Below are 19,979 nucleotides of genomic sequence, written 5' to 3' on the forward strand. Positions count from 1 at the left end.
CGGCCGGGCGTCAGGGGAAGGGGCGGCCGGTGATCACGGCCGCCACGGTCGTCCCGCGCGGGAAGGCGCCTTCGCCGGCCAGGGCGACGAGCCCGTACAGCAGCTTGGCGACATACAGGCGTTCGACGGGCAGGCCGTGACGCTGCTCGAAGTCCGCGGCGAACGCGTCGAGCTCGGCGGGCACGCGCGCGTAGCCGCCGAAATGGAAGCGGTCGTCCAGGTCCCAGGTACCGCGTCGGCCGCCGAAGGCCTGCCGCTGCAAGGCCTCGGTTCCCGCGGTCAGGAAGCCGCCTCTGAGGACCGGGACGCCCAGGGCGCGCTGCCCGGGGGCGAGACCGGCGGCCAGGCCGGCCAGGGTGCCCCCCGTGCCGCAGGCCACCGCTACGGCATCGGCCCGGCCGCGCAGTTCGGCGCCGAGCGCCAGGCAACCGCGTACGGCCTCGGCGTTGGTGCCGCCCTCCGGGACGACGTACGCCTCCTCGACGTCCGCCGCGCGCAGGATGTCGGCCAGGGGCTGTGGCTCGGACTTGCGGCGATACGTCGCGCGGTCCACGAAGTGCAGCCGCATGCCGTCGGCCGTGCAGCGGGCCAGGGAGGGATTCAGGGGCCGGTCGGCCAGTTCGCCGCCGCGTACGACGCCGACCGTGGGGATGCCGAGCAGCCGGCCGGCCGCGGCGGTGGCGCGCAGATGGTTGGACCAGGCGCCGCCGAAGGTGACGACGGTACGGCCGCCCGCCGCCGCGAGATTCGGTGCCAGCTTGCGCCACTTGTTGCCGATCAGCTCCGGGTGGATCAGGTCGTCCCGCTTCAGCAGCAGCCGCATCCCCCGGCGCTCGAACCGGCCGTCCACGACCTCCTGTACCGGCGAGGGCAGCCGGGGGCGAAGTGCGGCGAAGCGGGGGGTGCCGGGGCTGGTCACCGGGCCATTGTCACCCGGTGGTGGGGGAGACGGGCTCGGGGCTGACACCCGGCTCGGGCCGGAGCCCGCCCCGGCGCAGGTCGCGCACCAGTTCCATGAGCGACGGTCCGCCCCGCAGGCACCACGCACGACTCCGCGGCGCGGAAGGCGTAGGTGACCAGCGCGGTGAAGGTGAGCTCCCAGCCGCCCAAGCCGCCGCCGATGAGAGCGACAGGCTCCCACGGGTTGTCGCCACCCCGCCGTCTGGCACGGGTGCTTCAGATCGTTGAACGGGCCGCCTCTGCCCAGCAAAGGGAAGATCCATTCCCGCTCTTTCGGGTAATAGCACTGCGAGCCTGCGTGAGGAAGGCTTGCTCGCGGACAGCGATGCCCGAGGCATATGGGCGTCGGTCACAACCGGGGAGGCAGTTCTCTATGTCGGTAGGCGAAGAGGTCCGCACGGAGCACACCAAGCCGCAGCAGAGTCTGGGCACGGCGGCCGCGCGGAACCTGGCCACCACGACCAAGTCCGTGCCGCAGATGCAGGAGATCAGCTCCCGCTGGCTGCTGCGGATGCTGCCCTGGGTCGATATCCAGGGTGGTACGTACCGGGTCAACCGGCGGCTGACGTTCGCCGTGGGCGACGGCCGCCTGACGTTCGTCAAGACCGGCGACCGCGTCGAGGTCATCCCCGCGGAGCTCGGCGAACTGCCGGCACTGCGGTCGTACGAGGACGAGGAGGTGCTGTTCGAGATCGCCCGCCGCTGCGAGCAGCGGGAGCTCCAGGCGGGCGAGGTGATCGTCTCGTTCGGCAGCCCGTCCGACGAGGTGTACCTGCTGGCGCACGGCCGGGTGGAGAAGGTCGGTACGGGCCCGTACGGGGACGACGAATCTCTAGGCGTCCTCGCCGACGGCGCCTACTTCGGCGACGACGCGCTGCTCAACGAGGACGCGATCTGGGAGTACACGGCCCGCGCGCTCACCGCCTGCACCGTCCTCGTGCTGCCCCGCGCGGAGTTCGAGCAGATCGCCGAGCGCTCCGACACCCTGCGCGAACACCTCCGGCAGCGCCGCTCGATCCCCTCGCAGCGCTCCAACAAGTACGGCGAGAAGGAGATCGACCTCTCCGCCGGCCACTCCGGCGAGCCGGACATCCCGCACACCTTCGTCGACTACGAGGCCCGGCCCCGCGAGTACGAACTGAGCGTCGCCCAGACCGTGCTGCGCATCCACACGCGCGTGGCCGACCTCTACAACCAGCCCATGAACCAGACCGAGCAGCAGATCCGGCTGACGGTCGAGGCGCTCAAGGAGCGCCAGGAGCACGAGCTCATCAACAACCGGGACTTCGGTCTGCTGCACAACTGCGAGTACGACCAGCGGATCCAGCCGCACGACGGCGTCCCCAGCCCGGACGACATGGACGAGCTGCTCAGCCGGCGCCGCGGCACCAAGCTGCTCCTCGCGCACCCGCGCGCCATCTCCGCGTTCGGCCGGGAACTCAACATGCGCGGCCTCGTCCCCGAGACCATCGACATGGCCGGCAACCGCATCCCCACCTGGCGCGGTGTGCCGATCTTCCCGTGCAACAAGATCCCGGTCACCGAAGCGCGTACGACGTCGATCATCGCCCTGCGCACCGGCGAGGCCGACCAGGGCGTCATCGGCCTGCGCGCCACCGGCATCCCGGACGAGATCGAGCCGAGCCTCTCGGTGCGCTTCATGGGCATCAACGAACAGGCCATCATCAAGTACCTGGTCACGGCCTACTACTCGGCAGCGGTCCTGGTGCCGGATGCGCTCGGCGTCCTGGAGAACGTCGAGATCGGCCGCTGGCGGTGACGCTCCCGGTATGCCGACCGTGTCCCCGTCCGTCAGGACGGGTACACCCTCGGGGTACGCGCCCAGCGGCAGCGGAAGCGTTACCGTCCGCTCATCCTCCGAGGCGGTCTCATGGGTGAGTTCCTCACGGAGTTCAGGACGGACACGACGCTGCCCGCTCCCGGTGGGCAGCGCGGCGCCGAGCCCCGGTACGCGGCCGGGGCGCCGGAAAGGCGGGGGCCCATCGGGACACAGCGGGACACGCGGCCGGAACCGGCCGAGGGGCACGAGGCGGTCCTGCTCCTGGAGCGGGCCCGGGCGGAGGTCGACCCGGAGCTGCGGGCCGCGCTCGGCTCGCTGCCCGGACCGATGCGACGGGTCGCGCTCCACCACTTCGGCTGGGAGCCGGCCGACGGCACCCGGGCCGAGGGCGGCTCGGGCAAGGCGATCCGCCCCGCGCTGGTCCTCGCCGCGGCGACGGCCCTCGGGGGGCCCGAAGCACGGGCGGGGGCGGCCCGGGCGGCCGCGGCGGTGGAACTGGTCCACAACTTCACGTTGCTGCACGACGACGTGATGGACCGGGACACCACCCGCCGCCACCGGGCCACCGCGTGGACCGTGTTCGGCGACGCCGACGCGATCCTCGCCGGGGACGCCCTGCAGGCGCTGGCCCTGCGGCTGCTCGCCGAGGATCCTCACCCGGCGTCCCGGGCCGCCGCCGCCCGGCTCGCGGACTGCGTGGTCGAACTGTGCGCGGGGCAGCACGCGGACACGGCCCTGGAGCGCTGCGGCCCCGGCGAGGTCACGCTGGACGAGGTGCTCGCCATGGCGGAGGCCAAGACCGGCGCGCTGCTGGGCAGCGCCTGCGCGATCGGCGGGCTCTACGCGGGCGCCTCGGACGCCGAAGTGGCGGCGCTGGACGCGTTCGGCCGGGAGGCCGGGCTCGCTTTCCAGCTCATCGACGACGTCATCGGCATATGGGGCGACCCGGGCCGCACCGGCAAGCCCGCCGGCGCCGATCTGGCCGCCCGCAAGAAGTCCCTGCCCGTCGTCGCGGCCCTGGTCTCCGGCACCCCGGAGGCCGCCGAACTGGTCGAACTGTACGCACGACCCAGCGAGAAGGAGGACCTCGACCACATCGCCCTGACCGTGGAGCGCGCGGGCGGCCGTGACTGGGCGCAGGGCCAGGCGGCCGACCGGATGGCCCGGGCCGTGCAGCAGCTCGCACGCGCGGTGCCGGACCCGGAGGCGGCGGGCGGGTTGCTGGCCCTCGCCGAGTTCGTGACACGGCGCAGCAGTTGACGGCTGACAGAGGTCGGCGGCCGGCAGCGCGGCAGCAGCGGATCGCCGGCAGCACCTCGTGACCCTTCGGGCGACCGAGGGGAAGGACCCCGGAGCGTCGGGGCCGTGCGGCTCCTGACTCCGCACGGGCACCGGTGTCCGGCCGGCGGGCCCCGCACTGCCCCACGGTGTGCGGGGCCCGCCCCTTACCCGTGTCACTCGACCGAGTTTGGACGGATGTTCGACCGAATCTCGCCAAGCTCCCGCCCCGCCCGCCCCAGGCGGTTCCCGACACCCCTACGATCAACGCCCGTCGGGACGAGCGAAGGGGCGGAGCATGGGTGTGGCGATACGGACGGCGGGCGAAGGGGACAGAGAGCTGATCGTAGGGCTGCTCGACGAGGCGTTCCAGGACGACCCCGTGAGCGGCTGGGTCTTCCCCGGCGTGCAGGACCGCCGTGCCAAGCACCCCGGACTCATGGCCGCGTTCACCGACATCGTGCTCGAGGCCGGACGCATCGACGTCACCGAGGACGGCGCGGCCTGTGCGCTGTGGCTGTCCCTGCCCGCCGGCGACGGTCATGACGGCGACGCCGAGGACGAGGGCCCGGCCCAGGTGCGGGAGGCCGTCGACCCGGACAACGAACGCATCGAGCTGATCGGCCGGCTGACGACGGGCATCCACCCCTCCGGGCGGGCCCACGAGTACCTGTGGATGATCGGTGTGGCCCCCGGGCGCCAGGGCGAGGGGCTCGGTACCGCGCTCATCGAGTCGGTTCTCGACCGCTGCGACCGCGAGGGGCTGCCGGCCTATCTGGAGGCGAGCAGCGCCCGCAGCCGCAAGCTGTACGAGCGCCTCGGCTTCGAACTCGCCGGCCCGGCCCTCGGCCTGCCGGAAGGCCCGGAGATGTGGCCGATGTGGCGCGAGCCCGGGGCACGGACGACCGGCTAGCGCCTGCCCGGCCCGGGCTCAGCAGCACCACGGCCGTCACGTCGTCGGCGCCGCGCCGGAGGGCGCCCCGGCGGTCGGCCTGGGCAGGCATCCGAGCGCCGTCGGCCCTGCGGCCGGTCTGGGTCCCGGCAGGCTCCGACCCTCCCGTCGTCCGACCCTCCAGCCGCCCCCGACCCTGGCGCTCCACCCCCTCCTGGTTCACGGATCCCCCTGGCGCTCCACTCCTCCTGGTTCACCGACCCCCCTGGCCCTCTGATCGCCTACGGCTCGGGCATGCCGATGTTCGGGTCCCGATGCGCGATCTCGGAGTTCACCCTGGAGCCGGTGCGCACGTTCGGCAACGGCGTGCTGGTGCGCACCTCCAGCAGGAAGCGCTGAGCCCCCGACCGGCCTACCCTGAGGACATGGGCAGCGAAGAACACGTCTGTCCCACCTGCGGACAGCCAGTGGAAACCGTCGTCCGGCGGCACAAGACGCTGGGCGCATGGGTCCCGCGATGGTCGGCGGGCCCCTGCCGCAACCCCGAGTGCCGGTCCAACGACGCGCAGAGCGTGGAAACGGGCCGCACAGGCGAGGCCTTCCGGCGTTCCGGAGCCCCCCGGAAGGCCGAAGGCACCGGGCCCGCAGAGGTGGCCCGGCTCGTCGAGGGCACCGCCCCACCTGCTACGACCCCACCCGAGGCGGCCCCGGGTGGAACCGTCGCGGAAAACCCCTGAGACCGTGTCGCGAACCGTGGCCCGGCTCCGACGCCCCTGAGGAGAGCCGCCCACCTGGGCGGTCAGAGCCGAAGGAGCGGACCGATGAAGTACCTGGTCATGGTGCAGGGCACGCAGGTGCGTCCTCGGCGGCCGGGCAGTGGCCGTACCTCGTCCGAGGCGACGGACCGGGCCGAGATCCTCGGCCTGTACGACATCCTCGTCGGCTTGGTTCCCGGCCCGGTCGAACGCCTCAATCGCGCGGTCGCCGCCGCCACGGTCCACGGACCTCGGGCGGCTTCGGGTTCGCCCGCACGTTCCAGGAGGTGACCGCGTACGGCATCCAGGCGGTGTCCCAGGCCGGAGGATGGGACTGGCGTGTGAGGCATGAGCATGACGGGGGAGCGGCGTCGCAGGGTGTGGCGCTGGTTGGTGATCGTGTGGGCGCCGGTCGTGGTCGCCGCGGGCGGGCTGACGCTCTGGATGCAGGACGCGACGGAGCCCCAGGGGCCGTACGTCCGGGAGCAGACGCGGCCCGAGGAGAGCATCGACCCGCCACCCTGCCCGTCGGCCGACGGGACAGTCGTGTGCATGTTCAGCGACGAGGGCTAGATCCGCCTCCGGCCCGTCTCCGGGTCCCGGGTCGTCAGGCAGTACAGGCCGCCCGCCGGGTCGCGCATCACGGTCCAGCCGGGGAAGTCGGCCTCGAACGCGGCTCCGAGTTCCTCGTGCCGGGCCCGGGTCTCCGTGACGTCCGCGCAGGCGAGGTCGAGGTGGGCGGAGGCCGGGCGCTCCTCGTCGAGGCGTTGCAGGAGCAGACGGACCGGCAGACCGGGCGGCGGCTCGACGACGTGGAACTCGGGGAGAGCGCCGGGCAGCGACTCCCAGTCGGCGAGCAGCGCGCTCCAGAAGGCGACTTCGGCGTCGTACGCCGCCGGCGACACGTTGACGCAGACCTGGTCGAGCCGGCTGCCCCGGACCACGCCCGGGCGGGTCGACTGGCCACGCCATGGATCCGCGCAGAACAACTGCCCGCCGGGCGAGCGCAGCACGACGAGCGACCCGAGGTCCTCCACCACGCTCGCGCCGAGCCGCACCGCCGCGCGGGCGAACTCCGCTACGTCGTCCACGCAGAAGTCGAGGTGCGCGCCGCCGGGCCCGGACGCAACGGCCTGTACTTTCACGCTCGCGTCGGCGCCGGCCGGGAGCAGGGTGACGAACTCGTCGTGTTCCCCGCGCAGTTCGGACAGGCGGGTGTCCGTGACCGCCGTCCAGAAGTCACAGGCGGTGCGGAAGCCCGTGCGCGGGCGGTCGATGAAGGCGTATGTCCAGCTGATCCTCATGGCCGCGATCGTAGTGGGGACCGCCACGGCCACCTGCGTGAACCTTGACCAGGCTTTGCCTCACCGTGTCCCGCCCATTGGCCCGCGCTTGTTTGCATTCAGGAATGGACCACATCACGTTCCTCGTGGCGGTCGTGATCGTCACGGCACTCGCCTTCGACTTCACCAACGGATTTCACGACACGGCGAACGCGATGGCCACGTCCATCGCCACCGGCGCGCTCGCTCCCCGGACGGCGGTCCTGATCAGCGGTGTCCTCAACGTCGCCGGTGCCTTCCTGTCCACCGAGGTCGCCAAGACCATCTCGGGCGGCATCGTCGACGACAGCCTCGTCACCCCGGGGATGATCTTCGCGGGGCTGGTCGGGGCGATCCTGTGGAACCTGCTGACCTGGCTCGCCGGACTGCCGTCCAGCTCCTCGCACGCCCTGTTCGGCGGGCTGATCGGGGCCGTGTGGGTCGGGGCGGGCAGCCACGGGATCCACGTCGACAAGGTCGTCGAGAAGGTGCTGGTGCCGGCGGTGGCCTCGCCCGTCGTGGCCGGTGTCGCCGCGCTGCTGGCCACCTACCTCGCCTACCGGCTCACCGCCCGGGCCCGCGAGGAGTCCGTCACCCGGGGATTCCGGGTCGGCCAGATCGCGTCCGCCTCGCTGGTCTCCCTCGCCCACGGTACGAACGACGCGCAGAAGACCATGGGCGTCATCACCCTGACCCTGATCTCGGTCGGCGCGCTCGGCCACGACGCCGGACCGCCCCTGTGGGTCGTCGTCTCCGCGGGCCTGGCCATCGGCCTCGGTACCTACCTCGGCGGCTGGCGGATCATCCGCACCATGGGCAAGGGCCTGACCGAGATCCAGTCACCGCAGGGCTTCGCCGCCGAGACCGCCTCCACGACCGTCATCCTCACCTCCGCCCACCTCGGTTTCGCGCTGTCCACCACCCAGGTGGCCTCGGGCAGCATTCTCGGCGCGGGGCTCGGCCGCAGGCTCGCGGAGGTCCGCTGGGGCGTCGCGGGCCGGATGGCGGTCGCCTGGATGGTCACCCTGCCCGCAGCCGCGCTTGTCGGGGGACTGGCAGCCGCGGTCGTCCAGCACGGCGGCGACCTGGGCACGGCCGGCGTCGCCCTGGTCGGCGCCGCACTCGCCACCGGCATCGTGCTCGTCTCGCGCCGCAACCCGGTGGACGCGCAGAACGTCAATGACGCGCACGACGTCACCCTCCGCACCGAGCCGCCGGCCAAGGTCGGCACGGCCGCCTGAAGGACCGGGAGTCGACAGGCATCCGGACCGGACCGGACCGCACCGGGCCGGGTCACCGCGGTGAGCGTCGGCGCCACCGTCGCCGTGGTCGTCGTCCTCGCGCTCGGCGTCCTCGGCCTCGGCCCGCTGGAAGGCACACCCGCGAGCAGCGGGCGGCAATCCGCCCTCGGCCTCGCACAGGCCGCCCTGTGCTTCCTGGCCCGCGCGGCCGTGGCGGCGTACGGGATCTGTCTGATGGTGCCTCGGTTCCACCGAGGCACGTACGGCGAAGGGCCCGGCCGCTGATCCGCTGATCCCGGCCGGGCCCCTTCGCCGTGTGAGGCGATCAAGCCTTCTTGGTCTCCCAGAAGATCTTGTCGATCTGGGCGATGTAGTCCAGCGCCTTCTGGCCGGTGGCCGGGTCGGTCGAACCCTTGGCGGCCGAGAGGGCCTTCAGGGTGTCATTGACCAGCTGGTGCAGCTCCGGGTACTTCTCGAAGTGCGGCGGCTTGAAGTAGTCGCTCCAGAGCACCGAGACGTGGTGCTTCGCGAGCTCGGCGCGCTGCTCCTTGATGAGGGTGGCGCGCGCCTGGAAGTGCGGGTCGTCGTTTCCGGCCATCTTCTCCTGGACAGCCTTGACCGACTCCGCCTCGATGCGGGCCTGGGCGGGGTCGTAGACACCGCAGGGAAGGTCGCAGTGCGCGCTGACCTTGACCTTGGGTGCAAACAGGCGGGAAAGCATGGAGCATTCCTTCCTCGTGATCGTCTTCTCACAGGGGACATTACTCCGTGGCGGAGGGCTTTTCGCGAGTGCCCCCTAAGGCTTAGGACAAAAGTCCGGGGTGAGTGAGACTGGTGAAGGAAAGAACCGGGGAGGTGCCGGGTGATGCCGGAGCTGTCGCAGGAGTCCGAGCGCGGAGGACCGGTCCCGCCCTTCGGAGTCGCCGAGGTGACCGGGCCCTCGATGGTGCCCACGCTCTACCACGGGGACCGGCTCCTGGTGCACTACGGGGCCCGGATCAGGCCTGGTGACGTCGTCGTGCTGCGGCATCCCTTCCAGCAGGACCTGCTCGTGGTGAAGCGAGCCGCCCAGCGGCGCGAGAACGGCTGGTGGGTGCTAGGGGACAACGCCTACGCCGGCGGCGACAGCACCGACTACGGCGTCGTGCCCGACGACTTGGTGCTGGGGCGGGTCCGATTCCGCTACCGGCCGCTCAGGTCCGGCCGGCGCTCGCCCTGGGCGCTGCTCGGCTGGGCGCTGTCGGCCGCCAGGCCCGTCCTTTCGGGCCGGTCGGGCCGGGCCGCCTCCAAGCGCTTGCGGGCCCGGTAGGCCGCCACGTTGGCCCGGGTCGCGCACCGGTCGGAGCAGTAGCGCCGGGAGCGGTTGGTGGAGGTGTCCAGGTAGGCGTTGCGGCAGGGCGGGGCCTCGCACAGGCCGAGGCGGTCCACGCCGTACTCGGTCAGGTGGAAGGCCAGACCCATCGCCGCGATCGCGGTGTAGCCCGCGGTCGCGTTGGAGGGGTGGTCCGCCAGGTGCATGTGCCACAGCGGGCGGCCGTCGTCGTCACGGAAGTCGTGCCCGGAGATCTGCGGGCTCACCGGGAACTCCAGCAGCAGTGAGTTGAGCAGGTCGACGGCGAGCGTCTCGTCGCCCACGTCGGCCGCCTCGAAGACCGCGCGCAGCCGGGCCCGGATCGAGCGGAACCGCGTCACGTCCGCGTCGGTGGCGCGACGGGCCGCCGACTGGCTGGGGCCGAACAGTTCGCGGACGGCCTCGACCGACGTCAGGGTGTCCTTGCCCCGGGCCGGTTCCTCGGTGTTGACGAGGCGCACGGCATAGTCCGAGTAATAGGCCAGTTCCACTTGTAGTCCTTACGGAGGAGCTCTATTGTCGTGAGCGCGCACTTGTAACAGCTGATGGCGCTTCCAGGGTATTACGAAGGAGGGGCTCGATGACGGACGCGGACTTCACCACGGCCACCACCGACTGGCAGGCCTGGCAGGAGAGCTGGGACCGCCAGCAGGAGTGGTACCTGCCCGACCGCGAGGAACGGTTCCGGATCATGCTCGACATGGTCGAGGCCCTCGTCGGCCCCGCCCCCCGGGTGCTCGACCTCGCCTGCGGCACGGGGAGCATCACCGCCCGGCTGCTCGCCCGGTTCCCGGACGCCACCAGCACCGGAGTCGACCTCGATCCGGCGCTCCTCGCCATCGCCGAGGGCACCTTCGCGAGCGACGAGCGGGTCTCTCTCGTCACCGCGGACCTCAAGGACCCCGACTGGCCGGCGAAGCTCCCGTACGACTCGTACGACGCCGTCCTGACCGCGACGGCTCTGCACTGGCTGCACCGGGAACCCCTCGCGGACCTCTACGGCCAGGTCGCGGGACTCGTCCGCGACGGCGGTGTCTTCATGAACGCGGACCACATGATCGACGAGACGACGCCGAGGATCAACGCCGCGGAGCGCGCTCAGCGGCACGCCCGTATGGATCAGGCCAAGCGGGACAGCATCCTCGACTGGGCCGAGTGGTGGCAGCTCGCCGCCCAGGATCCGGTCCTCGCGGAGCCCACGGCCCGCCGCTACGAGATCTACGGCGAACACGCCGACGGCGACATGCCGTCGGTGCAGTGGCACGCGCGCGTGCTGCGCGAGAAGGGATTCGACGAGGCCAGGCCGGTGTGGTGCTCGCCGTCGGACACCTTGCTGCTGGCGCTGAAGCAGACGGGTGCCGGGCACTGACCGCGCCGGGCCGGGCGGGGCCGACCGAGGGCGGCACGGGAGATGTGCCGGCCTTCCCGTGCCGGCCTTCCCGCGATGCCGCTGCGGCGTGAGGCCTGTCGGCGGCCGTCGATGTGCGGCCCCGATCCGCTCCGCAGCTGTTTCATCCGACGGCGCCTCGATCGGGGCGGTGGTCGTGGTGTCGGCCGCCAGGGCACGTGAGCGGACGCCCGTGGTCGATCCCGCACCCCCCTTACCCCGCCCGGCGGCCAGCCCGGATCCCACCGGTGGAAGCGCTGCGCCGCTGACGGCGTCGACAACGCGAAGGGGCGGTACGGGCCACCTGTACCGCCCCTTCCGTCGCCTTCTGTCAGAGCACCTTGGACAGGAACGACTTCGTCCGCTCGTGCTGCGGGTTCGTCAGCACCTCGCGCGGGTGGCCGGATTCGACCACCACACCGCCGTCCATGAAGACCAGGCTGTCGCCCACCTCGCGGGCGAAGCCCATCTCGTGCGTGACGACGATCATCGTCATGCCGGACTCGGCCAGGTCGCGCATGACGTCCAGGACGTCACCGACCAGCTCCGGGTCGAGCGCCGAGGTCGGCTCGTCGAACAGCATCAGCTTCGGGTCCATGGCCAGGGCCCGGGCGATGGCGACGCGCTGCTGCTGGCCGCCGGAGAGCTGCGAGGGGTAGCTGCCCGCCTTGTCGGCCAGGCCCACCCGGTCCAGGAGCTCCAGGGCCCGCAGCCGGGCCTGGCTCCTGCTCACGCCCTTGACCTGGACCGGCGCCTCCATGACGTTCTCCACGGCCGTCATGTGCGGGAACAGGTTGAAGCGCTGGAAGACCATGCCGATGTCCCGGCGCTTGACGGCGACCTCGCTGTCCTTGAGCTCGTAGAGCTTGTCGCCCTTCTGGCGGTAGCCCACCAGCTCGCCGTCGACGTACAGGCGGCCGGCGTTGATCTTCTCCAGGTGGTTGATGCACCTGAGGAAGGTCGACTTGCCGGAACCGGACGGTCCGATGAGGCAGAACACCTCGCCGGACTTCACCTCCAGGTCGATTCCCTTGAGGACCTCGACGGGGCCGAAGGACTTGTGGACGCCCTCGGCCTTGACCATGGCGGTCATGCGGTGCCTCCCGTCGACGCCGAGCGGTTGGACAGGGACAGCAGGTTCGCCTTGATCTTCTGGAACGGCGTAGCCGGGAGTGAATGGCTCGAGCCACGCGCGTAGTACCGCTCCAGGTAGTACTGGCCGATGCTGAAGACCGAGGTCAGCAGCAGGTACCAGGCCGCCGCCAGGAACAGCATCTCGGCGGGTGCGCCGGAGGTCTGGCCGATGTCCTGGGCGGCGCGGAGCAGTTCGGGGTACTGGACGACCGAGACCAGCGAGGTCGTCTTCAGCATGTTGATGACCTCGTTGCCCGTCGGCGGCACGATCACGCGCATCGCCTGCGGGATGACGATCCGGCGCAGCGTCCGGGAGTGGCTCATGCCCAGCGCGTGCGAGGCCTCGGTCTGGCCCTCGTCGACCGAGAGCAGACCGGCACGGCAGATCTCCGCCATGTAGGCGGCCTCGTTGAGGCCGAGGCCCAGCAGGGCCGTCAGGAACGGGGTCATGAAGTCCGACCACTCGTCCTTGTAGAACGGCCCGAGGTTGATGTACTCGAAGACCAGGCCCAGGTTGAACCAGACGATCAGCTGTACCAGGACCGGGGTGCCGCGGAAGAACCAGATGTAGAACCACGCGATCGACGAGGTCACCGGGTTCTTCGACAGACGCATCACGGCGAGCAGGACGCCGCCGATGATGCCGATCGCCATGGACAGCACCGTCAGCAGGAGCGTCTTGCCCACGCCGTCCAGGATCCGGTCGTCGAGGAAGTAGTCCGGGATCGCGTCCCAGTTGATCTTGCCTTGTGAGAACGCGTAGACGACCCCGACCAGCAGGGCGATGGCGACGACGGCGGACACGTACCGCCCGTAGTGCCGGACCGGAATGGCCTTGATGGCCTCCGGCCCGGCCGGGGGCGTGTCGGCCGGGCCCGTCGTCTTGTCGATGTGAACAGTCACGGGTGTTGCCTTTCAGTGCCGCTGCGACGCGGTCACTTGCCGCCGTTGATGGTGGCTTCCTTGACGGCGCCGTCCGTGACGCCCCACTTCTTCATGATCTTTTCGTACTCGCCGTTCGCGATGACGGCGTCCAGCGCGGCCTTGAGGGCGTCCCGCAGCTGCGTCTGGTTCTTGGCGACCGCGATGCCGTACGGGGCGGCCTCGACCTGCTCGCCGACCAGCTGGAAGTCCTTGCCGCCGCCGGAGGTCTTCACGGCGTACGCGGCGACAGGGAAGTCGGACGAGCCGGCGTCGGCGCCGCCCGCCCGCAGGCGGGTCTGGGCCTGCTGGTCGTTGTCGAAGGGCTCGATGGCGATCTTCTTGCCGGCCGGGCACTTCTTCGACTCCGCCTTGGCGAGGTCCTCGGAGACCGTGCCGCGCTGCAGCACGATCTTCTTGCCGCACAGGTCCGACCAGGTCTTGATGCCCTGGTCGTCGCCCTTCTTGGTGTAGATCGACACGCCGGCGGTGAAGTAGTCGACGAAGTCGACGCCCTCGCCGACCTTCTTGCCGGTGTCGGAGTCGATGCCCTCCTGGCGGTCCTTGGTGTCGGTCATCGCGGACATGGCGATGTCGTACCGCTTGGAGCGCAGACCCGTGATCAGCGTGTCGAAGGTGCCGTTCTCGAACTGGAAGTCGACCCCGAGCTGCTTGCCCATGGCAGCGGCGAGGTCCGGGTCGATACCGACCGTCTTGCCCGAACTGTCCTTGAACTCGACCGGGGCGTAGGCGATGTCGGAGCCGACCTTGATGACACCCTTGTCGCGGATGGCCTGGGGCAGCTTGTCGGCGAGCGGGGCCGAGGCCGCGGTGTCGCTCTCCGAGCCGCTGTCCTTGGTCTGGTCACCGCATCCGGTGAGCATCAGCGTGCCTGCGACCGCGATCGCACCGACCGCTGCTAGCCGGGAGCGGGCGGCGGTCGTACGACGGGTGGAGCTTGCGGTCATGGTGGGTTCCTCCGGCGGATGGGTGGAGTTGCCGATGGGGCGGTGCGCTGCCGACGGGTTCGGCAGCGCCGTGGACTGCCGGCGGTGCCGACAGAGCCGTGGGTCGACGAGAGCACACGTCTTCGAGTGTCGCGACCTCGTGTGATTACGGCATCTTGCCATTCGGACTGCGCCATTCTGGGGGCCAGCCATGTCAAAATCGGATAACGGGCGACCCCCGAACCGCACCACTCCGGTACATCACGGCCGGACCTTCTGCGGGAGTCTTTCGTTCCGACCGGAAGATCTTCGGTGTTTCCCGGATTTTCGAAACGGGGGCCATGCACTTCGCCGACGCTTGAGCGGTTGTCGCGGGTTTGTCCAGGCCTTGTCCTGATTTTGGACGAAGAGTCAGGCCACCGGCATGTGACCTTCGCGTTATGGACTCGTCCTCGGCGCCTTCCGTCCGGTAAGAAGGGTCTTTACACCCCTCATCCGGGGCTCAGGGCGCGTGTGCGGCGCGCCCGTCGCGTATGCGCCCGTACGTATGACGTACACGCCCGACCACGGCCGTACGCGGTCCCGCCCACGCCTCACCAGGAGTGGCCACCCTCAAACCGATGAAGATTTAAGGGGTAAAACGAAGTGGCAGCGGAGATCGTCAATCCTCGCGGCGAGAGCAAGACCGGCGATACGGATCCCGAGGGCGGTGCGGAGCCCCTCGACTCCTTCGACCCGGCGTTCGCATTGCACCGCGGCGGCAAAATGGCTGTGCAGGCCACGGTGCCGGTCCGTGACAAGGACGACCTGTCCCTGGCGTACACCCCCGGTGTCGCGAAGGTGTGCAGCGCGATCGCGGAGCAGCCGGAGCTGGTGCACGACTACACGTGGAAGTCGTCGGTCGTGGCCGTCGTGACGGACGGTACGGCCGTGCTGGGGCTCGGAGACATCGGGCCCGAGGCCTCCCTCCCGGTGATGGAGGGCAAGGCCATCCTGTTCAAGCAGTTCGGTGGTGTGGACGCGGTCCCGATCGCCCTGAACTGCACGGACGTCGACGAGATCGTCGAGACGGTGGTCCGGCTCGCGCCCTCGTTCGGCGGCGTCAACCTGGAGGACATCTCGGCGCCCCGGTGCTTCGAGATCGAGCGGAAGCTGCAGGAGCGGCTGGACATCCCGGTCTTCCACGACGACCAGCACGGCACGGCCGTGGTGACGCTGGCGGCCCTGCGGAACGCCGCGCGGCTGAGCGGGCGGGCGGTGGGCGACCTGCGGGCCGTCATCTCCGGTGCCGGCGCGGCGGGTGTCGCCATCGCGAAGATGCTGGTCGAGGCCGGGGTCGGGGACGTGGCGGTGGCCGACCGCAAGGGTGTCGTGTCGGCGGACCGGGACGACCTCACGCAGGTGAAGCGGGAGCTGGCCGGGTTCACGAACAAGGCCGGGATCACGGGGTCGCTGGAGGCGGCGCTGGCCGGGGCCGATGTGTTCATCGGGGTGTCCGGGGGGACGGTGCCGGAGTCCGCGGTGTCGTCGATGGCCGAGGGCGCGTTCGTCTTCGCCATGGCCAACCCGAATCCCGAGGTGCACCCCGAGGTCGCGCACAAGTACGCGGCCGTTGTCGCCACCGGGCGGTCGGACTTCCCGAACCAGATCAACAACGTGCTGGCCTTCCCGGGGATCTTCGCGGGGGCGCTGCAGGTGCGGGCCTCCCGGATCACCGAGGGGATGAAGCTGGCCGCCGCGGAGGCGCTGGCCGCTGTGGTCGGGGACGATCTCGCGGCCGACTACGTCATCCCGTCGCCGTTCGACGAGCGGGTCACTCCGGCGGTCACGGCCGCGGTGGCGGCTGCGGCTCGGGCCGAGGGTGTGGCTCGGCGCTGACGGTGACGCCGGCGTTTGTGTGATGTGGCCCCGCCCGGGATCGGGCGGGGCCATTTCTTTACGTTCGGGCAGGGCTGTTCGGGTGGTGCGTCGGGGTGCGGGTGCGCGTCTTCGCCTGGCGGTGGGTGGTGGGTCGGGGCCGCGCCGGGGGGTGTCCGTCCCCGGAACGGCGCGATGGGGTCTCACGCCGGCTGACTGTCCGTTGACGCTCCAACCGTTGGGGGCGGCCACCCCCCGACACGGCCCCTACTCGCCGTGCGCGGGCGCGGGTGCGCTCGTTCGGCGGCACCGACCCCCGGACGTTGGCAAGAGGGTGTGTCTCACAGACGTCGGTGGTTCCACTCGGCAGGTGGTGGAACCTATCGTCAAGGCCATGTTCGCTGTCTACGCCGCCCGAATCGACCGCGACCAGCCGCTCTCCGGCCTGGAGTTGGGAGAGCGTCCGGCTCCCGAGGCCCGTCCCGGCTGGAGTACCGTCACGGTCAAGGCCGCCTCCCTCAACCACCACGACCTGTGGTCCCTGCGTGGCGTGGGCCTCGCAGAGGACAAGCTGCCGATGATCCTCGGCTGTGATGCCGCCGGCGTCGACGAGGAGGGCAACGAGGTCGTCCTGCATTCCGTGATCGGGCAGAGCGGGCACGGGGTCGGCCCCAGGGAGCCCCGTTCCATCCTCACCGAGCGCTACCAGGGCACCTTCGCGGAGCAGGTCTCCGTGCCCGCCTGGAACATCCTGCCCAAGCCCGAGGGGCTCTCCTTCGAGGAGGCCGCCTGTCTGCCCACGGCATGGCTGACGGCGTACCGGATGCTGTTCACCAACGCGGGGGTCCGGCCCGGTGACTCCGTGCTGGTGCAGGGCGCCGGCGGTGGTGTCGCCACCGCCGCCATCGTGCTGGGCAAGGCCGCCGGGCTGCGGGTCTTCGCCACCAGCCGGGACGAGGCCAGGCGGAAGCGGGCACTGGAGCTGGGGGCCGTGGAGGCCGTGGAGTCCGGGGCGCGGTTGCCTCAGCGGGTCGACGCGGTGATCGAGACCGTCGGGGCTGCCACGTGGTCGCACTCGGTGAAGTCGCTGAAGCCCGGCGGCACGCTGGTCATCTCCGGTGCCACCAGCGGCGACCGGCCCTCGCACGCCGAGCTGACCCGGATCTTCTTCCTCGAACTCAAGGTCGTCGGATCCACGATGGGCACGAAGGACGAACTGGAGGACCTGCTCGCGTTCTGTGCCGCGACGGGAGTGCGGCCCGTCATCGACGAGGTCATGCCCATGGACCGTGCGCGTGAGGGCTTCGAGCGGCTGGCCTCGGGAGAGCAGTTCGGGAAGGTCGTGCTGACCAATCCCTGAGTCCTCCTGAAGGTGCGTCGACGGCCGGTCCCGGGTGGGCCGGCCGTTTTCGTGTGTCAACGGTGGTTGACGCAGGCGTGGTGTCAACGTAGGTTGACGGTATGACCGAAGCAACCGATCTGGCCGAACGCGCCGGTGACCGTGATCCACGGGTCGGCCTGCGGGCCGTCGCCGCATTGCGCCGGCTGTTGGAGCAGCTGGAAGCCGTACAGGTGCGCAATGCGCGCAATCAGGGCTGGTCGTGGCAGGAGATCGCCACCGAACTCGGTGTGAGCAGGCAGGCCGTGCACAAGAAGTACGGGAGGCATTGATGTTCGAGCGGTTCACCAAAGACGCGCGGGACGTGGTGAAGGGGGCGTTCGAGTACCTGGAGGGTGGTGGTGGCGGGCCGTGTGTGGAGCCGGAGCATCTGCTGCTTGCCCTGCTCGACCGTGAGGGCAGTCGTGGGGCCTTCGCGCTCGCGGCCCTGGGGCTGGGTGCGGGCAGGGAGTCCGTGCGTGAGGCGCTGAGGCAGGCGCGGCGGCGGGCCGGGCTGTCCCGGGCCGAGAGTGACGCGCTTGCCGGGCTGGGGATCGATGTGGCCGAGATCGTCGCCCGGGTCGAGGACGTGCACGGGGTTGGGGCGATGTCCGGGGACCCGAAGGACAAGCGGTGGTGGTCGTCCGGGCGTCCTTCCTTCGGGCGGGACGCCAAGGACGTGCTGGAGCGCTCCCTGCGGGTCGCTCTCGCCCAGCGGGACCGGCACATCGGGGACGAGCACATCCTGCTCGCCCTGACCATGCGCCCCGGGGTGCCGGCCGAGGTCCTCGCCGACCACGGGGTGACGTACGCGTCCCTGCTGCGGGTGCTGTACGGAAGTGGTGGCGAGGCCAAGGCGGGATGAACCGCGGCCGGTTACTTCCTCGGGGTGCGCAGGAGTGCACCTATGTGGGCCGCAGCCGTCGACAGGTGGCGGCGGGCGTCACGGAGCTGGTCGGGAGTGACGCCGTTGTCGCGGGCCGCGTCGCGGATGTCGTCCCGGAAGCGGTCGAGCAGGCGGTCGAGGTCGCGCGCGGGGTCGCCGGTGGAGTCTGCGGGGTCCTCGTGAGCCCAGGCCGGTTCGTAGGCGGCTGGGAAGCCCTCGGCGGGTTGTGAGGGTGCCGGCTCCGGAGTCCGCTTGGCCGTGCCGCTCCAGTCGAAGCCGAAGTCCTTGCCGTAGTCCTTCCCGAACTCCCCCACTTCTTTGACCAGCTCGCTCAGACCCTCGCGCAGGCCCGTCGGCCAGTCGCCGCGGGTGAAGTGGTCCTGCACCTGCTCCTGGACCCGGCGGGTGATGCGCTGCACCTGCTCCTGGGCCTGGGCCCGGGCCTGCTCCTGGGCCTCCTTCGCCTGGCGGCGGGCGCGCTGGGCGTCCTCGCGGGCGCGGCGGCTCTCGTCCTTGGCGCGCCGGGCCTGCTCCTTCCATTCCTGCCGGGCACGCCGCATCTCCTCCTTGGCGATGCGCCAGGCCTCCTTGTCGCCGAACTGCGAGAAGCCGCCGGACGGGGTGCTGCCTTCCGTGCCGTCGGTGCCGGTGCCGGTGCCGGTGCCCCGGGCCTCCGCCGCCGCGCGCATCTCGCGGCGCAGGTCGCCCGCGGCCCCGCGTACATCGGCCTGGATCTCCGCGGCCAGCTCCGCGACCGACTCGCGGATCTCCAGTTCCAGGTCGGCCAGCTCGCCGCTGCGGTCGGCCAGTTCGGCGCGGCCCTCGTCCGTGATCGAGTAGACCTTGCGGCCGCCCTCGGTGGTGTGGGTGACCAGGCCCTCGGCCTCCAGCTTGGCCAGGCGGGGGTAGACCGTGCCCGCCGACGGTGCGTACAGCCCCTGGAAGCGCTCTTCGAGGAGGCGGATCACCTCGTAGCCGTGGCGGGGGGCCTCGTCCAGCAGCTTCAGCAGGTAGAGGCGGAGGCGGCCGTGGGCGAAGACGGGAGGCATGTCAGAGCACCTTCTTGTCGGTCGTACCGTCGGCCGGGGCGCCGGTGGCGCCGGTGTCCCGGCCGGAAACGGAATTGTCTCCCGGACCGGCAGGGGGGTCGCTCTTCGGGTCCGCCGGTGAGCTGCCGGTGCCGGGCCGGCCGCCCCACGGCTCGGCGCCCTCGTTCGCCGGCTCCTTGACGGACCATTCGGACATGGCAGGCCTTCCGATTTGACGCGCCATATCGCGTCCTCGCATTTACGATATATCGCGGCCCGAGAAAGTCAAGACGCCCGTTCTGGGGATGGCGAGGCGGTGAGAACTGCGCATGGCCAGGCGAATCGCCCTAGCGTGTGACCATGCCGACGGAAGCTGTCCGCACCGGTCCGCCTCTGGGGCGCTGCTGTTGTGCCGTGCGGTGCCCGGAGCCCGTCGCCCATCTGCCACGCCCGCCTGCTCGGACTGCTCGCGGTCCTTGCGCGCGTGGGCGTCTCGATGCCCCCCGACTCGCCCCCGGCGCACCCGCCGATCGCCTCCGGGAAGCCGTCGCCCTCCAGCCGGGCAGCGTGCCCGTCGAGTGGCCGGGCCGGGGGACGGCGGTCGCGGAACCCGACACCGTCGAAGCCGTCTCGGCCCCTGGATGCCCTGGACCGGCCGCCCCAGGGCCGGCGCCCTGGCCCTCGCCCAGGCGGCGGCGGGCGTACCGCTGATGCTGTGGGGGCTCCGCAGACGCAGCGGCGGCTGGGTCACGGCCGGAGCGCTGCTCCTGGCGCACGGCGCACCGGGCCTGGCCTACGCCCTCACGCACCCACGCGACTGACTCCGCTGGGGCGGACCGGC

At 71.1% G+C, this 19,979-nt stretch carries 22 protein-coding genes and 3 pseudogenes; 16 read left to right on the forward strand and 9 right to left on the reverse strand.

Annotated features, from left to right (window positions below; all coding sequences use genetic code 11):
• Nucleotides 1–10 precede the first annotated feature (10 nt).
• Nucleotides 11–919, reverse strand: a complete 909-nt coding sequence (locus ACWD1U_RS11955; RefSeq protein WP_451106711.1) for a 1-aminocyclopropane-1-carboxylate deaminase/D-cysteine desulfhydrase — start codon at nt 917–919, stop codon at nt 11–13.
• A 414-nt stretch (nt 920–1,333) separates the two neighbouring features.
• Here ACWD1U_RS11955 and ACWD1U_RS11960 point away from each other — a divergent pair, with 414 nt between their 5' ends.
• The 7 genes and pseudogenes from ACWD1U_RS11960 to ACWD1U_RS11990 all read left to right on the forward strand — a co-directional run bounded on the left by ACWD1U_RS11960 (nt 1,334) and on the right by ACWD1U_RS11990 (nt 6,259).
• The gene (locus ACWD1U_RS11960; RefSeq protein WP_451106712.1) at nt 1,334–2,740 is read left to right on the forward strand and encodes a family 2B encapsulin nanocompartment shell protein; all 1,407 of its coding nucleotides are present in this window, start codon (nt 1,334–1,336) and stop codon (nt 2,738–2,740) included.
• Nucleotides 2,741–2,851: 111 nt separating this feature from the next.
• The gene (locus tag ACWD1U_RS11965) at nt 2,852–4,021 is read left to right on the forward strand and encodes a family 2 encapsulin nanocompartment cargo protein polyprenyl transferase (protein ID WP_451106714.1); all 1,170 of its coding nucleotides are present in this window, start codon (nt 2,852–2,854) and stop codon (nt 4,019–4,021) included.
• A gap of 316 nt (nt 4,022–4,337) precedes the next feature.
• A complete protein-coding gene (locus tag ACWD1U_RS11970; RefSeq protein ID WP_451106716.1) occupies nt 4,338–4,952 on the forward strand; it encodes a GNAT family N-acetyltransferase in 615 nt (204 codons plus the stop codon).
• Between the two features lie 255 nt (nt 4,953–5,207).
• Nucleotides 5,208–5,330, forward strand: a pseudogene (locus ACWD1U_RS11975) (dihydrofolate reductase family protein); the annotation flags it as partial.
• Between the two features lie 26 nt (nt 5,331–5,356).
• A complete protein-coding gene (locus ACWD1U_RS11980) occupies nt 5,357–5,668 on the forward strand; it encodes a hypothetical protein (protein ID WP_451106717.1) in 312 nt (103 codons plus the stop codon).
• A 150-nt stretch (nt 5,669–5,818) separates the two neighbouring features.
• Nucleotides 5,819–5,944: pseudogene (locus tag ACWD1U_RS11985) on the forward strand (RNA polymerase sigma factor); the annotation flags it as partial.
• 90 nt (nt 5,945–6,034) lie between these two features.
• A complete protein-coding gene (locus ACWD1U_RS11990; protein ID WP_451106718.1) occupies nt 6,035–6,259 on the forward strand; it encodes a hypothetical protein in 225 nt (74 codons plus the stop codon).
• On the opposite strand, the gene ACWD1U_RS11995 is transcribed toward ACWD1U_RS11990, so the two are convergent.
• A complete protein-coding gene (locus ACWD1U_RS11995) occupies nt 6,256–6,990 on the reverse strand; it encodes a VOC family protein (protein WP_451106720.1) in 735 nt (244 codons plus the stop codon). The genes ACWD1U_RS11990 and ACWD1U_RS11995 overlap by 4 nt on opposite strands.
• Nucleotides 6,991–7,094: 104 nt before the next feature.
• Between ACWD1U_RS11995 and ACWD1U_RS12000 the strand changes: the two genes are divergently transcribed.
• Both ACWD1U_RS12000 and ACWD1U_RS12005 read left to right on the forward strand, forming a co-directional pair.
• Nucleotides 7,095–8,249 carry an anion permease gene (locus ACWD1U_RS12000; RefSeq protein ID WP_451106722.1) on the forward strand — a complete coding sequence of 385 codons (1,155 nt, stop codon included), beginning with the start codon at nt 7,095–7,097 and terminating at the stop codon, nt 8,247–8,249.
• Nucleotides 8,250–8,309: 60 nt separating this feature from the next.
• On the forward strand, nt 8,310–8,534 hold the full coding sequence (locus tag ACWD1U_RS12005) for a hypothetical protein (RefSeq protein ID WP_451106723.1): 225 nt from the start codon (nt 8,310–8,312) through the stop codon (nt 8,532–8,534).
• Between the two features lie 40 nt (nt 8,535–8,574).
• On the opposite strand, the gene sodN is transcribed toward ACWD1U_RS12005, so the two are convergent.
• Nucleotides 8,575–8,970: a superoxide dismutase, Ni gene (gene sodN / locus ACWD1U_RS12010; RefSeq protein WP_451106725.1), complete on the reverse strand. Its 396-nt coding sequence runs from the start codon at nt 8,968–8,970 to the stop codon at nt 8,575–8,577.
• Between the two features lie 222 nt (nt 8,971–9,192).
• Here sodN and ACWD1U_RS12015 point away from each other — a divergent pair.
• Nucleotides 9,193–9,366: pseudogene (locus ACWD1U_RS12015) on the forward strand (S24 family peptidase); the annotation flags it as partial.
• 65 nt (nt 9,367–9,431) lie between these two features.
• On the opposite strand, the gene ACWD1U_RS12020 reads toward ACWD1U_RS12015, so the two are convergent.
• Nucleotides 9,432–10,091, reverse strand: coding sequence for a CGNR zinc finger domain-containing protein (locus ACWD1U_RS12020; RefSeq protein ID WP_451106726.1), 660 nt, complete (start codon nt 10,089–10,091; stop codon nt 9,432–9,434).
• Nucleotides 10,092–10,180: 89 nt separating this feature from the next.
• On the opposite strand from ACWD1U_RS12020, the gene ACWD1U_RS12025 reads away from it, so the two are divergent.
• Entirely contained in the window at nt 10,181–10,969 is a 789-nt protein-coding gene (locus tag ACWD1U_RS12025) for a class I SAM-dependent methyltransferase (protein ID WP_451106727.1), read from the forward strand.
• Between the two features lie 349 nt (nt 10,970–11,318).
• On the opposite strand, the gene ACWD1U_RS12030 is transcribed toward ACWD1U_RS12025, so the two are convergent.
• The 3 genes from ACWD1U_RS12030 to ACWD1U_RS12040 are packed head-to-tail and all read right to left on the reverse strand — an operon-like array spanning nt 11,319 to nt 14,010.
• Nucleotides 11,319–12,080 (reverse strand): amino acid ABC transporter ATP-binding protein, encoded by a 762-nt coding sequence (locus ACWD1U_RS12030; protein WP_451106729.1) that lies wholly within the window; start codon nt 12,078–12,080, stop codon nt 11,319–11,321.
• Nucleotides 12,077–13,024, reverse strand: coding sequence for an amino acid ABC transporter permease (locus ACWD1U_RS12035; protein WP_451106731.1), 948 nt, complete (start codon nt 13,022–13,024; stop codon nt 12,077–12,079). The genes ACWD1U_RS12030 and ACWD1U_RS12035 overlap by 4 nt, the downstream gene beginning before the upstream one ends.
• 32 nt (nt 13,025–13,056) lie before the next feature.
• Nucleotides 13,057–14,010, reverse strand: a complete 954-nt coding sequence (locus ACWD1U_RS12040; protein ID WP_451106733.1) for an ABC transporter substrate-binding protein — start codon at nt 14,008–14,010, stop codon at nt 13,057–13,059.
• Between the two features lie 624 nt (nt 14,011–14,634).
• Here ACWD1U_RS12040 and ACWD1U_RS12045 point away from each other — a divergent pair.
• From ACWD1U_RS12045 to ACWD1U_RS12060, 4 genes are all read left to right on the forward strand, one after another.
• Entirely contained in the window at nt 14,635–15,867 is a 1,233-nt protein-coding gene (locus tag ACWD1U_RS12045; RefSeq protein ID WP_451106735.1) for an NAD(P)-dependent malic enzyme, read from the forward strand.
• 373 nt (nt 15,868–16,240) lie between these two features.
• A complete protein-coding gene (locus tag ACWD1U_RS12050; RefSeq protein WP_451106737.1) occupies nt 16,241–17,206 on the forward strand; it encodes a zinc-binding dehydrogenase in 966 nt (321 codons plus the stop codon).
• 101 nt (nt 17,207–17,307) lie between these two features.
• Entirely contained in the window at nt 17,308–17,517 is a 210-nt protein-coding gene (locus ACWD1U_RS12055; RefSeq protein ID WP_003992902.1) for an HTH domain-containing protein, read from the forward strand.
• On the forward strand, nt 17,517–18,089 hold the full coding sequence (locus tag ACWD1U_RS12060) for a Clp protease N-terminal domain-containing protein (RefSeq protein WP_451106739.1): 573 nt from the start codon (nt 17,517–17,519) through the stop codon (nt 18,087–18,089). Before ACWD1U_RS12055 ends, ACWD1U_RS12060 begins: the two co-directional genes overlap by 1 nt.
• Before the next feature lie 11 nt (nt 18,090–18,100).
• Here the strand turns inward: ACWD1U_RS12060 and ACWD1U_RS12065 are convergent, their stop codons facing one another.
• Nucleotides 18,101–19,159 carry a PadR family transcriptional regulator gene (locus tag ACWD1U_RS12065; protein ID WP_451106741.1) on the reverse strand — a complete coding sequence of 353 codons (1,059 nt, stop codon included), beginning with the start codon at nt 19,157–19,159 and terminating at the stop codon, nt 18,101–18,103.
• Nucleotide 19,160: 1 nt separating this feature from the next.
• On the reverse strand, nt 19,161–19,355 hold the full coding sequence (locus tag ACWD1U_RS12070; protein WP_451106742.1) for a hypothetical protein: 195 nt from the start codon (nt 19,353–19,355) through the stop codon (nt 19,161–19,163).
• Between the two features lie 424 nt (nt 19,356–19,779).
• Between ACWD1U_RS12070 and ACWD1U_RS12075 the strand changes: the two genes are divergently transcribed.
• Nucleotides 19,780–19,959: a hypothetical protein gene (locus ACWD1U_RS12075; protein WP_451106744.1), complete on the forward strand. Its 180-nt coding sequence runs from the start codon at nt 19,780–19,782 to the stop codon at nt 19,957–19,959.
• Nucleotides 19,960–19,979 lie beyond the last annotated feature (20 nt).

This window comes from Streptomyces sp. NPDC002788, assembly GCF_053592115.1.

Bases quoted from the DNA above. Each gene is read 5' to 3' on its own strand.
- sodN (WP_451106725.1), bottom strand. From the start codon at position 8,970: ATGCTTTCCCGCCTGTTTGCACCCAAGGTCAAGGTCAGCGCGCACTGC.
- ACWD1U_RS12065 (WP_451106741.1), bottom strand. From the start codon at position 19,159: ATGCCTCCCGTCTTCGCCCACGGCCGCCTCCGCCTCTACCTGCTGAAG.
- ACWD1U_RS12000 (WP_451106722.1), top strand. From the start codon at position 7,095: ATGGACCACATCACGTTCCTCGTGGCGGTCGTGATCGTCACGGCACTC.
- ACWD1U_RS12060 (WP_451106739.1), top strand. From the start codon at position 17,517: ATGTTCGAGCGGTTCACCAAAGACGCGCGGGACGTGGTGAAGGGGGCG.
- ACWD1U_RS12055 (WP_003992902.1), top strand. From the start codon at position 17,308: ATGACCGAAGCAACCGATCTGGCCGAACGCGCCGGTGACCGTGATCCA.
- ACWD1U_RS11980 (WP_451106717.1), top strand. From the start codon at position 5,357: ATGGGCAGCGAAGAACACGTCTGTCCCACCTGCGGACAGCCAGTGGAA.
- ACWD1U_RS12070 (WP_451106742.1), bottom strand. From the start codon at position 19,355: ATGTCCGAATGGTCCGTCAAGGAGCCGGCGAACGAGGGCGCCGAGCCG.
- ACWD1U_RS12040 (WP_451106733.1), bottom strand. From the start codon at position 14,010: ATGACCGCAAGCTCCACCCGTCGTACGACCGCCGCCCGCTCCCGGCTA.
- ACWD1U_RS12025 (WP_451106727.1), top strand. From the start codon at position 10,181: ATGACGGACGCGGACTTCACCACGGCCACCACCGACTGGCAGGCCTGG.
- ACWD1U_RS12030 (WP_451106729.1), bottom strand. From the start codon at position 12,080: ATGACCGCCATGGTCAAGGCCGAGGGCGTCCACAAGTCCTTCGGCCCC.
- ACWD1U_RS11970 (WP_451106716.1), top strand. From the start codon at position 4,338: ATGGGTGTGGCGATACGGACGGCGGGCGAAGGGGACAGAGAGCTGATC.
- ACWD1U_RS11995 (WP_451106720.1), bottom strand. From the start codon at position 6,990: ATGAGGATCAGCTGGACATACGCCTTCATCGACCGCCCGCGCACGGGC.
- ACWD1U_RS11965 (WP_451106714.1), top strand. From the start codon at position 2,852: ATGGGTGAGTTCCTCACGGAGTTCAGGACGGACACGACGCTGCCCGCT.
- ACWD1U_RS11990 (WP_451106718.1), top strand. From the start codon at position 6,035: ATGAGCATGACGGGGGAGCGGCGTCGCAGGGTGTGGCGCTGGTTGGTG.
- ACWD1U_RS12075 (WP_451106744.1), top strand. From the start codon at position 19,780: ATGCCCTGGACCGGCCGCCCCAGGGCCGGCGCCCTGGCCCTCGCCCAG.
- ACWD1U_RS11960 (WP_451106712.1), top strand. From the start codon at position 1,334: ATGTCGGTAGGCGAAGAGGTCCGCACGGAGCACACCAAGCCGCAGCAG.
- ACWD1U_RS12050 (WP_451106737.1), top strand. From the start codon at position 16,241: ATGTTCGCTGTCTACGCCGCCCGAATCGACCGCGACCAGCCGCTCTCC.